This is a genomic window from uncultured Flavobacterium sp. (assembly GCF_963925415.1).
GTDB lineage: Bacteria > Bacteroidota > Bacteroidia > Flavobacteriales > Flavobacteriaceae > Flavobacterium.
Map to the genome: position 1 here is coordinate 1 of NZ_CAWUTS010000041.1, position 12,829 is coordinate 12,829.

The 12,829-nt window shown below is 31.9% G+C and carries 11 protein-coding genes; 7 read left to right on the forward strand and 4 right to left on the reverse strand.

Annotated elements, in window-relative coordinates; all coding sequences use genetic code 11:
* Positions 1-360: 360 nt before the first annotated feature.
* On the reverse strand, positions 361-1,695 hold the full coding sequence (locus AABM47_RS03185) for a dihydrolipoamide acetyltransferase family protein (protein ID WP_338409479.1): 1,335 nt from the start codon (positions 1,693-1,695) through the stop codon (positions 361-363).
* Between the two features lie 99 nt (positions 1,696-1,794).
* Entirely contained in the window at positions 1,795-2,925 is a 1,131-nt protein-coding gene (locus tag AABM47_RS03190; protein WP_338409480.1) for a glycosyltransferase family 2 protein, read from the reverse strand.
* Positions 2,926-3,195: 270 nt separating this feature from the next.
* On the opposite strand from AABM47_RS03190, the gene AABM47_RS03195 reads away from it, so the two are divergent.
* The 7 genes from AABM47_RS03195 (at position 3,196) to secA (ending at position 11,984) form a co-directional block, all read left to right on the forward strand.
* Positions 3,196-5,055 (forward strand): ABC-F family ATP-binding cassette domain-containing protein, encoded by a 1,860-nt coding sequence (locus AABM47_RS03195; protein WP_338409481.1) that lies wholly within the window; start codon positions 3,196-3,198, stop codon positions 5,053-5,055.
* A gap of 43 nt (positions 5,056-5,098) precedes the next feature.
* Positions 5,099-5,704, forward strand: a complete 606-nt coding sequence (locus AABM47_RS03200) for a class I SAM-dependent methyltransferase (protein WP_338409482.1) — start codon at positions 5,099-5,101, stop codon at positions 5,702-5,704.
* 109 nt (positions 5,705-5,813) lie between these two features.
* Positions 5,814-6,503, forward strand: a complete 690-nt coding sequence (locus AABM47_RS03205) for an ABC transporter ATP-binding protein (protein WP_338409483.1) — start codon at positions 5,814-5,816, stop codon at positions 6,501-6,503.
* A gap of 67 nt (positions 6,504-6,570) precedes the next feature.
* Positions 6,571-7,428: a hypothetical protein gene (locus AABM47_RS03210; RefSeq protein WP_338409484.1), complete on the forward strand. Its 858-nt coding sequence runs from the start codon at positions 6,571-6,573 to the stop codon at positions 7,426-7,428.
* Between the two features lie 138 nt (positions 7,429-7,566).
* Positions 7,567-8,136, forward strand: a complete 570-nt coding sequence (locus AABM47_RS03215; protein WP_338409485.1) for a cob(I)yrinic acid a,c-diamide adenosyltransferase — start codon at positions 7,567-7,569, stop codon at positions 8,134-8,136.
* 187 nt (positions 8,137-8,323) lie between these two features.
* The gene (locus tag AABM47_RS03220) at positions 8,324-8,545 is read left to right on the forward strand and encodes a DUF2795 domain-containing protein (RefSeq protein WP_022828503.1); all 222 of its coding nucleotides are present in this window, start codon (positions 8,324-8,326) and stop codon (positions 8,543-8,545) included.
* Positions 8,546-8,633: 88 nt separating this feature from the next.
* Positions 8,634-11,984, forward strand: a complete 3,351-nt coding sequence (gene secA, locus AABM47_RS03225) for a preprotein translocase subunit SecA (RefSeq protein ID WP_338409486.1) — start codon at positions 8,634-8,636, stop codon at positions 11,982-11,984.
* Between the two features lie 110 nt (positions 11,985-12,094).
* Here the strand turns inward: secA and AABM47_RS03230 are convergent, their stop codons facing one another.
* Together AABM47_RS03230 and AABM47_RS03235 are read right to left on the reverse strand one after the other, a co-directional pair.
* Entirely contained in the window at positions 12,095-12,277 is a 183-nt protein-coding gene (locus tag AABM47_RS03230; protein WP_338409487.1) for a hypothetical protein, read from the reverse strand.
* A partial coding sequence (locus AABM47_RS03235; RefSeq protein WP_338409488.1) for an ATP-binding cassette domain-containing protein occupies positions 12,274-12,829 on the reverse strand: 556 nt, incomplete at its 5' end. The genes AABM47_RS03235 and AABM47_RS03230, both read right to left, overlap by 4 nt.

Below are 12,829 nucleotides of genomic sequence, written 5' to 3' on the forward strand. Positions count from 1 at the left end.
AGATGGTTTTGTGTCTGAAAGTTCAGTAATAAACCGAAAGTTTAGGCTTCCTTAATCCGCCACATCGCCAAGCGGCCTAACGTTGGGAAAAATCGCCCTTCGGGACTCTTTTTCCCAACGTCAGGCTCGGCTACGCTCGACAGTTGGTAAAACATCGTTGCTTTCGCACGACGTTCTCCCAACAGTCGGCTTTGACGCATTCCAATTCAAAGCAAGCTCCTCTTGGAACGACGACAAAGCCGAGCCTGACGTTAGCGTCCATAGCTCCAAAATTGTGTCGAAAAAAACATCGAAAAATTACTTCAAAACTTTGTGTAAAATTTTTGAAAAAAACCAAAGCATAAAATATGTTCAATTCTGTTATATTTCTCTGTTAATATCCCAAGCTTCTAAATATTGGGCTACTCGTTTTACAAAACTTCCTCCTAATGCGCCATCTACTACTCTATGGTCATAACTGTGTGATAAGAACATTTTTTGACGAATTCCAATAAAATCTCCTTCTGGAGTTTCAATAACTGAAGGCATTTTTCGAATAGCACCAAGGGCTAAAATCCCTACTTGTGGCTGATTAATTATAGGCGTACCAAATACAGAACCAAATGTTCCAACGTTAGTAACCGTATATGTTCCTCCTTGTGTATCGTCTGGCTTTAACTTTCCGGTTCGGGCTCTATTGGCTAAATCATTTACTGCTTTTGCCATACCTACCAAATTTAATTGGTCTGCGTTTTTAATAACAGGAACTATTAAATTTCCGTTTGGTAAGGCAGCTGCCATTCCTAAATTGATGTTTTTCTTTTTGATAATGGTTTCACCATTAACCGAAATATTCATCATTGGAAAGTCTTTTATTGCTTTTGCAACAACTTCCATAAATAAAGGTGTAAAGGTTAATTTTTCGCCTTCACGTTTTTCAAATGATCCCTTAACTTTTTCTCTCCATTTAACCATATTGGTCACATCTACCTCAATAAAAGATTGCACATGAGCCGAAGTTTGCAAAGAAGCAACCATGTATCCAGAAATTAGCTTACGCATTCTGTCCATTTCAATAACCTCATCACCATTATTAGTTTCTGGTTTTAGATTTATTGTAGCGGGTTGAGATGCTTGACTTTTTTCTAAAGAGGCACCTTTACTAGCTGAAGCTTGCTGATTAATTTCAAAAATTTTAACGGTATCTTTTGTAGACACAAAATACAATATGTCATTTTTGGTTACTCGACCATCTTTACCTGTTCCGCTTATTTTATTTAATTCATCTACCGTAACACCTTCTGCTGCTGCTATATTTTTAACTAAAGGAGAAAAGAATTTGTCTGAACCATTAAGAGATAAACGAGGCGTTAAACTCACATCTATTTTGGCATTAAAAATTTCGCCTTCTATTTGACTAACAGCTTCAGTTATTTCGGCTGCAACTAGCTTTTCAGTTGTTTCTGTAACTTTGCCTTCGATTTCAATAATGGCAATAGTTTGACCTACTTGAACTACATCATCAACTTGAAAAAGAATTTCGGTCAAAATTCCCGAAACCTCACTTGGCACTTCACTATCTACCTTGTCTGTAGCTATTTCAAGTATAGCTTCATCCATTTCTATAGGGTCTCCAACATTTTTTAACCAATTTGTTATAGTTGCCTCTGCAACACTCTCTCCCATCTTAGGAAGTTTTAATTCAAATTTTGCCATATTGCTACTATATCGATTGATTCTTAAAATTACATTGCAAAATTAATATAAATTTTGACTATTTACCTCTAATATGAGAATATTATTTGCTTTTACGCATCAACCATTTTGAATTATTTCACCTCGATCATTGCAATTATTACTTCCTATTAAAAAATTAGCTTTTTTTAAGTAGTTTTTAAAAGTAATATTTTTTGATTTATGCGCTTCCATAAATGAAATTATTTCATTGAATGTAAAAAAATTAGTATTAAATATAATTTGAATGTTTTTATTTAAATCATTAGTAAAAGTATTTAAATCCGAATAATAAGTTGTTTTTTTATTAAAACTAAGTTTTAAATCTGATTTTGAAAAAACGATATATTCATCTGCAATTACTATAAAGTTTTTTTGTTCATTTTTTTTGATTAAACTAAAAAACAATGAGCCAATTCGCATCATTACATCAAACACAACTGATCTCTTAAAGTGTTTTTTATAAAAAAATTGCATGGCATCACTAAATCGTTTCATATATAAACCGTCACGAACCGTACTTTCGCCTTTGTAATGGATTACAGAAGTTTCATGAAAATAATAATTGTTTTTTTCTAATTTTAAAACTACATAACTCAAATCAATATCATCTGAATACATGAAACAGTTTTCATCAAAACCTCCAATTTGGTTGTACAAATCGCGTTTCATAATCATGAGAGCACCAACCAATACAGCTACTTTTCCGGATTGATTTTCAGATAAATGCTGGGCATAATAACGGTTAAACAACCTCGATTTTGGAAAAACTTTATACAAACTAAAAATTTTTGTAAAAGCAACCCAAGGAGTTGGCAAGCCTCGTTTTGATTCTGGAAGAAAATTTCCGGTACCATCGATTAACTTGCAACCGGTTATTCCATGAGATGGATGCTTAATGCAATTGGACAAAAGCTTTTTAAAAGTATCTTCAGCAACAACAGTATCTGGATTTAATATACAAACATATTCTCCTTTGGCGTGTGCAACTCCTATATTGTTGCCTTTAGGGAAACCTATATTTTCTTTGTTTACTATTAATTTGATGTTTGGAAAACTAGATTTCATCATGGCACAGCTGTCGTCAGATGAATTATTATCAACGACTATTATTTCGCCATCAATATCTTCTAATGCTTTTTGAACACTAAAAACACATTGCTCTAAAAAGAATCGAACGTTATAATTGAGTATGATTACAGATAGTTGCATAGTACAAATATAATGTGAAATTATTTATAATCTAAACATTCGGCACGCATAAAAAGATTAAAAATAAACATTCAATATTATAAAAAAAAAACATGCTTTTTAAACCAAATAGATCATTAGTGTCTTAAAGGTCAAACGCATCATATTAGGTTTTTACAATAAATATTCAAAAAATCTTTAGCTGCTTATTATTTTAAGCTAAAACAAAACCCTACTTTTGCATTTTTATAATCTATCCCAAAATTTTGGGACTGAATTTTAATCTATATTATGAATTACCTTTCTGTAGAAAATATATCAAAAGCTTATGGCGAACGTGTTTTGTTTGAAAACATTTCGTTTGGAATCAATAAAGATCAAAAAATAGCTTTTATAGCCAAAAATGGTTCTGGAAAAACAACCATTATGAACATGCTTAATGGTTTTGACGAACCCGATACAGGAAACGTAGTGGTTAGAAAAGACATAAAAATGTCTTTTTTGTCTCAAAATGATAATTTGCAAGAAGAACTAAGCATCGAAGAAAGCATTTTTGCCTCAGACAATGAAGTTTTAAAAGTTATTTCGAATTATGAAAAAGCATTAGAAAATCCAGAAGATGAAGAAGTGTATCAAAGAGCTTTTGATGATATGGATCGATTTAATGCATGGGATTTTGAAACGCAATACAAACAAATTCTTTCTAAACTAAAACTTGAAGATTTAAAAATTAAAGTAAAAAGTCTTTCTGGTGGACAAAAAAAACGTTTATCATTGGCTATTATATTAATTAGCCGCCCCGATTTATTAATATTAGACGAACCAACCAATCACTTAGATTTAGAAATGATTGAATGGTTAGAAAGTTATTTTGCCAAAGAAAACATAACCTTATTTATGGTTACTCACGACCGTTTTTTTTTAGAACGTGTTTGTAACGAAATCATTGAACTAGACAATGGAAGACTATATCAATATAAAGGAAACTATTCCTATTATTTAGAAAAAAAAGAAGAGCGAATTGCATCAGAAAATTCAAGTATTGACAAGGCTCAAAATCTTTTTGTAAAAGAATTGGCATGGATGCGAAGACAACCAAAGGCTCGAACAACTAAATCAAAATCGCGTCAAGATGATTTTTATGTAATTAAAGAAAAAGCTGAAAGCCGCAGAAAAGAAAATGTAGTTGAGCTTGAAATTAATATGGAACGTATGGGAAGCAAAATCATTGAAATGGTTAAGCTAAACAAAAGTTTCAAAGACCAAGTAATATTAGATGATTTTACCTACGCCTTTCAACGGGGTGAACGTATCGGGATAATTGGTAAAAACGGAACAGGAAAGTCGACCTTTTTAAACATCATAACTCAAACAATTCCACTAGATTCTGGAAAAGTAATTGTGGGTGAAACAATCAAAATTGGATACTATACCCAAAGCGGTATTAACCCCAAACCTGGTCAAAAAGTTATTGATATCATCAAAGAATATGGTGAATATATACCACTGACCAAAGGTAAAATTATATCAGCATCTCAATTATTAGAACGCTTTTTGTTTGATGCAAAAAAACAATACGATTTTGTAGAAAAATTGAGCGGTGGCGAATTAAAAAGATTGTATTTGTGCACGGTATTAATTCAAAATCCTAATTTTCTTATTCTTGATGAACCTACAAATGATTTAGATATTGTAACTTTGAATGTGTTGGAAAGTTTTTTATTAGATTTTCCAGGCAATTTATTAGTTGTTTCACATGACCGCTATTTTATGGACAAAATTGTAGATCATTTATTTGTATTCCGCGGCGATGGTTTAGTAGAAGATTTTCCAGGAAATTATTCAGATTTTAGAGCCTATGAAGACTCTGCCGAAGTACAACAAAAAGAAGATAACAAAGCCGAAAAGAAGGATTGGAAACAGCAAAACATAACGGTTGGATTATCATTCAACGAACAAAAAGAATTTCAAAAAATTGAGCGAGAAGTTAAAGATTTAGAAATTGAAAAAACTAAAATCGAACAATTATTTACAGACGGAAAAGTAGCAGATAACGCCATTGAATTAAAAGCAAAAGAATTGCAAACTATAATTCAAAAAATGGAGACTAAAGAAGAACGTTGGTTTGAATTAAGTGCAAAAATGGAATAATACTCATCAAGGTATTGACCCCATTGGCTAAGAGGCAAAAACTATGTTACATATCATAATATCATATTTAAGTTTTCTTAAAAAATCCAGTAACCATCATGGGCTACATTCACCATTTGTGTACAATTTGGTCACCCGCTGTTTTTATGACAAAACAAAATACCTTCAACATTTTGCGTTAAATAACTGCCCAAAAACAGTTTTAACAAAAGACTACACCAAGCATTCAAAAAAAAGAATTCAATTATTGTTTCGGGTGATTCAATATTTTAAACCCAATTCCATTTTAGAAATTGGCTCTTCTTATGGGCTATTAACTTCGGCAGCGGCATTTGTAAATACAAAAATCACAACTTTTGAAAACTATCTGATCAACGAACAACTATCAAAAGATTTTTACCAACTTATAGTTTTCAATAAAACAATTTCAAATAAAGAATCATTAGATTATTTTGAAAAATTACTCATTACCACAACCAATTCGTCTGTTTGGATTTTCAACGGCATTCATCAGTCGGCCGAAACTAAAAAAACTTGGGAAACCATAAAAAATCATCCTAAAATAAAAGTAACGATTGATACATTTCAATGGGGATTTGTTTTTTTTAGGGCAGAACAAGAAAAAGAACATTTTGTTATTCGAGTTTAATTTGCTTAAAAAACGGCAAAAAAAAAAATAAGTGTAACAATTTTACATATAATTCTACTTATAGGTCAATTCTATATGTAGTAATTGCTAATCGGTAATCAAAAATCAAATGTCACAACCCATCATAGAAATCAAAGGAATAACACGCGATTTTCCACTAGGAAACGAAATCGTTTATGTTTTAAAAGGTCTTGATTTAACCATACAAAAAGGAGAATATGTTGCATTAATGGGCCCCTCAGGTTCAGGAAAATCTACCTTAATGAATATTTTGGGCTGTTTAGACACCCCAACTGCAGGTACGTATTTACTAAATGGAAAGCTAGTAAGCGAAATGATTGACGATGAATTAGCTGGCATTAGAAATACCGAAATCGGATTCGTTTTTCAAACTTTTAACTTAATGCCAAGAACAACAGCTCTAGACAACGTTGCCTTGCCAATGGTTTATGCAGGGTATTCAAAATCAGAAAGAAACGAACGTGCAACAGATGTTTTAACTCAAGTAGGACTTGCCGATAGAATGGATCACAAGCCCAATCAACTTTCAGGCGGACAACGTCAACGTGTAGCTGTCGGTCGTGCTTTAGTTAATAAACCATCCATCATTTTAGCTGATGAACCCACGGGAAATTTGGACAGCAAAACTTCTCTAGAAATAATGAGCCTTTTTAACGAAATTCATGCCAACGGAAACACCGTTATTCTTGTTACCCATGAAGAAGAAATTGCAAAATATGCCCACAGAATTATTCGTTTAAGAGATGGCATTATCGAAAGTGATACCACATTTAAATAATTATAAAAACAAACTGTTTGGTTTTCATTTAAAAAAGTTCAATTATCTTTGATCTATACATAAGACCATGAAAATAGCACTATTAACCTGTCAAGCACTACCTAACTTAACTAAATCAGATCAACTATTAATTCCTGCTTTAGCAAAACATAAAATCAATGCACATGCTGTTATTTGGGATGATAAAACTGTTAACTGGTCAGACTTTGATTATTTAGTTTTTAGAAACACATGGGATTATTATGAAAAACACGATGCTTTTAACAGCTGGTTAAATCACATTGAATCTATAGGCGTAAAAACCCTAAATTCTATTGAGATAATTCAAAAAAATAAACATAAATTTTATCTTAAAGAGCTTGAAAGTACAGGCATAAAAATAATTCCAACCCTATTTATAAAAAAAACTGAAGATTTAAACTTAACAGAAATTCTGCCAAGTCACTGGACTAAAGCGGTTATAAAGCCTGCTTTTTCTGCAGGTTCATATTTAACTGAGCTTTTTGATGCAAAAAATAGTGCTGCTGTTTCAAAAAAATATAAAAAAATAGCTTCACAAAAAGAATTATTACTGCAGCAATTTATGCCTGAAATTAAAACAGTTGGAGAAACTTCATTTATTTTTTTTAATAAAAAGTTTTCCCATTGCATCAATAAAAAACCAGTTGAAAATGATTTTCGCATCCAAGTTCAATTTGGAGGAACATATACTTTAGTGCATCCCAAACAAGAATTAATAAATCAAGCACAAAATATAGTAAATACAATTAAAGGAGATTTGTTATATGCAAGAGTTGACGGCATTATAATTGAAAACCAAATTCAATTAATGGAAATAGAATGCATTGAGCCCGATTTGTATTTTAATTTAGCCGCTAACTCACAAGACTTATTTGTAAGCTCATTATTAGAATTAATTGTCTAAATTTGAATTTTTAAAAATAAAGTATGATTTATTTATTGACAACTATTATTATGTTATACATTATTTTAAAAGTGTTGCATAAAAAATACCCCAATTCTAAAAACCATCAAAAATTATTTCAAATAAAAGCGCGAAAGAATGAAAATATATACAAAAACAGGAGATAAGGGAACAACTGCTCTTTTTGGTGGCACACGAGTATCCAAACACCATATTAGAATTGAAAGTTATGGTACCTTAGACGAACTTAATTCGCATATTGGACTAATACGAGACCAAGAAATAAATGGTGCTTATAAAGACGTCTTAGCAGAAATTCAAGACAGGTTATTCACCGTTGGAGCTATTTTAGCAACACCACCAGAAAAAGAAACCCTTAAAAACGGACAACCAAGACTGCAAAATTTAGGTTTACTAATTACTGACATAGAATTTCTTGAAAAAGAAATCGATACTATGGAAGAAGCATTGCCACAAATGACTCATTTTGTATTGCCTGGCGGACATACTACTGTGTCATATTGTCATATTGCCCGTTGTGTTTGTCGCAGAGCAGAGCGCTTAGCGGTACATTTAAACGACTTAGAGCCTTTAAACGAACTGGTTTTGACATACATAAACCGACTTTCTGACTATCTTTTTGTGTTGGCACGAAAGTTGACTTTAGACTTAAACGCTGAAGAAGTAAAATGGATTCCTAGGAAGTAAGTTTATAGTAATCAGTTACTGTTTAATGCAATTAAGTATGTAGTTTAATACTAATTACTGAACACTAAAAACTGAACACTGAAAACTAAAAAAAAGACGTTCTTAAAAATAATTATAAAATAAATCAAAAAAAACTTGCTTTTTTAAGTTAAAATTTTATTTTTGCACAAATTTAAATTGATAAAAGATGTATTGGACATTAGAATTAGCATCCTATTTAAGTGATGCCCCTTGGCCTGCTACCAAAGATGAGCTTATTGATTATGCTATCAGAGCGGGAGCTCCCTTAGAAGTAGTTGAAAATCTACAATCTATTGAAGATGAAGGAGAAATCTACGAATCAATGGAAGAAATTTGGCCTGATTATCCTACAGACGAAGATTATCTTTGGAATGAGGATGAATATTAAAAATAAAAAATAATAACCCAAGAAAAAGTCTCTAACTGAGGCTTTTTTTTTGGTTATATTTACAAACCATTAGATAAAACAAACTATTATGAGTTTTTTAAATTCAATATTAAAAACTTTTGTGGGCGATAAGTCCGAAAAAGATGTTAAAATAATACAACCTCTCGTAGCTAAAATTCACACTTTTGAAAAAGTGTTAACTGCTCTTTCTCATGATGAATTGAGAGCTAAAACAGCCGAATTTAAACAAAAAATTAAAGACGCCAAAGCAGATAAGGACACCCAAATTAATCAATTAAAAACAGAAGCCGAAAACACTGTTGATATAGATGCCAGAGAAGATATTTATACTGCAATTGATGCTCTTGAAAAAGAAGCTTACGAAATTGCTGAAAACGTATTGAACGACATTTTACCCGAAGCATTTGCTGTTATAAAAGAAACTGCAAAACGTTTTAAAGACAATACTTCTTTAACCGTAAAAGCATCTGCAAAAGACATTGAATTATCATCAACAAAATCATACATCACTATTATTGGTGACCAGGCCAATTGGGCTAACTCATGGGATGCTGCTGGTAAAGCTATTACGTGGGACATGATCCATTATGATGTGCAATTGATAGGTGGTGTGGTTTTACATCAAGGAAAAATTGCCGAAATGCAAACAGGAGAAGGAAAAACATTAGTTGCTACTCTTCCACTCTATTTAAATGCCCTTACAGGTAACGGAGTTCACTTGGTTACCGTAAATGATTATTTAGCACGAAGAGATAGTACATGGAAAGCACCTTTGTTTGAGTTTCATGGGATGACTGTTGATTGTATTGACAATCATCAACCCAACTCGCCTGAACGAAGAAAAGCATACAATGCAGACATTACGTATGGAACAAATAACGAGTTTGGTTTTGATTATTTACGTGATAACATGGCTCATGCTCCAGAAGACTTGGTTCAACGCAAACATAATTTTGCAATAGTAGATGAAGTCGATTCGGTATTAGTTGATGATGCACGTACACCTTTAATCATTTCGGGTCCAGTTCCTCAAGGTGACCGTCAAGAATTCAGTGAATTAAAGCCTAAAGTCGAAAACCTGGTTAGTTTACAAAAACAATTAGCAACAGGTTTTTTAACCGAAGCCAAAAGATTGGTAAAAGAAGGAAACACTAAAGATGGTGGCTTTCAACTTTTAAGAGCCTACAGATCACTACCCAAAAGCAAAGCATTAATTAAATTTTTGTCTGAAGAAGGAATCAAACAATTGCTTCAAAAAACAGAAAATCAATACATGGCCGATAACAATCGTGAAATGCCAAAAATAGATGAAGCACTTTATTTTGTTATTGAAGAAAAAAACAATCAAGTAGAACTGACTGACAGTGGAATTCAATTTTTATCTAAAGACACCGATTCAACTTTCTTTGTTTTACCCGATATAGGAACTGAAATTGCAAAAATCGAAAAAGCAGAACTTAGTGTTGAAGAACAAGCAGAACTAAAAGAGGTATTGTTTAAAGACTTTTCAATCAAATCAGAACGTATTCACACCTTAACGCAATTATTAAAAGCCTATTCTTTATTTGAAAAAGATACAGAATACGTTGTTATGGATAATAAAGTAATGATTGTTGATGAGCAAACTGGCCGTATAATGGATGGTCGTCGTTATTCTGACGGATTGCATCAAGCCATTGAAGCTAAAGAAAATGTAAAAATTGAAGCCGCTACTCAAACATTCGCAACGGTTACTTTACAAAATTACTTTAGAATGTACAGTAAGTTAGCCGGAATGACAGGTACTGCTGTAACAGAAGCTGGAGAGTTTTGGGAAATATATAAATTAGATGTTGTTGAAATTCCTACAAACAGAGCCATATCTAGAAATGATAAAGAAGATTTAATATACAGAACTGTTCGTGAAAAATTTAACGCTGTTATTGAAGACGTTGTTAAACTATCGAATGCTGGGCGTCCCGTTTTAATAGGAACTACATCTGTTGAGATTTCTGAATTATTGAGTCGAATGTTAAAAATGCGTGGTATTAAGCACAACGTTTTAAATGCAAAACAACATAAAAATGAAGCCTTAATCGTTTCAGAAGCTGGAAAACCAGGAGTAGTTACTATTGCAACCAATATGGCGGGTCGTGGAACGGATATCAAATTGTCTGATGAAGTAAAAAAAGCAGGTGGTTTGGCAATTGTAGGTACAGAGCGTCACGATTCACGTCGTGTAGACCGACAGTTACGTGGCCGTGCGGGTCGTCAAGGAGATGTAGGAAGTTCACAATTTTATGTTTCTCTTGAAGATAACCTAATGCGTTTATTTGGCTCCGAAAAAGTAGCCAAGGTAATGGACAGAATGGGATTAGAAGAAGGTGAAGTAATTCAACATTCTATGATGACTAAATCTATTGAACGTGCACAGAAAAAAGTAGAAGAAAATAGTTTTGGAGTTCGTAAACGTTTATTAGAATATGATGACGTTATGAATGCCCAAAGAGAAGTAGTATACAAAAGAAGAAAACATGCTTTACACGGCGAACGTTTAAAAGTAGATATTGCAAATATGATGTATGATACTTGTGAATTAATAGTACAAGAGAACAAAGCTGTTGGAGATTATAAAAATTATGAATTTGAATTGATACGTTGTTTTTCTGTAACGGCACCCATTGAAGAAAGTGAGTTTAATAAACTTTCGGAAATAGAAATAACAGGAAAAACATACAAAGCTATTTTAGCTCATTATGAAGAAAAAGTAATTCGAAATGCTCAAGATGCATATGCTGTTATTAAAAATGTTTATGAAAACAATAACGGTAAATATGAGCGTATTGTAGTTCCTTTTACTGACGGAATTAAATCATTAAACGTAGTTACCAATCTTGAAAAAGCATATGCAACTCAAGGAAAATCTCTCGTCGGTGATTTTGAAAAAAACATCACATTAGCAATTGTAGATGAAGCATGGAAAAAACATTTACGCAAAATGGACGAAATGAAAACTTCAGTTCAATTAGCTGTACACGAACAAAAAGATCCTTTACTAATTTATAAATTTGAAGCATTTAAACTATTCAAACGAATGATTGACAATGTCAACAAAGAAGTAATTTCGTTCTTGTTTAAAGGAGATTTACCTTCTCAAAATCCAAATGAGATACAAGAAGCAAAACAAGTTCGTAGAGAAAGTAATTATAAAGAAAGTAAAGAATCTACAGAAATTAACGATACAGCCAAAAACAATAAACAGGCAGGTGAAATGGCAGGTCAAAGACCTCAAGTTACAGAAACTATTGTGCGTGATTCGCCAAAAATCAATCGAAATGATTCGGTTACAATTAAGCATGTAATGAGTGGAAAAACAGAAACCATGAAATACAAAAAAGCTGAACAACTTATTGCAAAAGGAGAATGGGTTTTGGTTTAAAATAAAAAACAAAAAATATAATTAAAAAATCTTCAATTGAAAAATTGGAGATTTTTTTATATCATTCGTTTTGTCCTAAAAAAAAAACAGTTGATGCATAAGCTTCAAAATTAATTTTTATTTAGTTTGTTTCGGGCTCTAATGGTAAAAATCATAGCTGCAATTAACAAAATGTTTGATAAAATCCTTAAATAAAATCCTTCATATTCATTATTGACAATAAAATCATACAGATTTAATATCAATAAAATCGTACTTGCACATAATACAAAATAAGCTAATTTATGTTTCATTTTTTAATGTTTACATGTATTTTTTTTCCTATTTCAATAAGATCATCATTAACCAAAAATAAAGTGCCACTTTCATATTGAGCTTCAATCAAATAATGAGTCCCTTTAAAATAGTTATGGCTTACAATTGCTTGTAATTTTGAGTCATCCACTACTTGCAATTGATTGGGATATACAAAAATAGAATCCTTTAAATCCCCTTCAAAATAACGAGATTTGATTTCATTAACATCATCAAAAAGAGATGCTACATAAAAATTTGATTGATTATAAAATAATTCTTTTGGCGATCCCATAGCAATTTGTTTACCCTCTTTTAAAACAATAATTTCATCTACAAAAGACAAATAATCATGTTTATCGTGAGATGCTATTAGAGTTGTAATGTTATGCTCTTTTAAATAACGAAATAAGTTTCGTCGCAAACTGTTTTTTCTAAAGTTGTCAATATGACTAAAAGGTTCGTCTAACAATAGTACTTGAGGCTCTAGCGCTAAAACCCTTGCTAAAGCTACGCGCTGCATTTGTCCACCACTTAAAAACTTAGCTTTT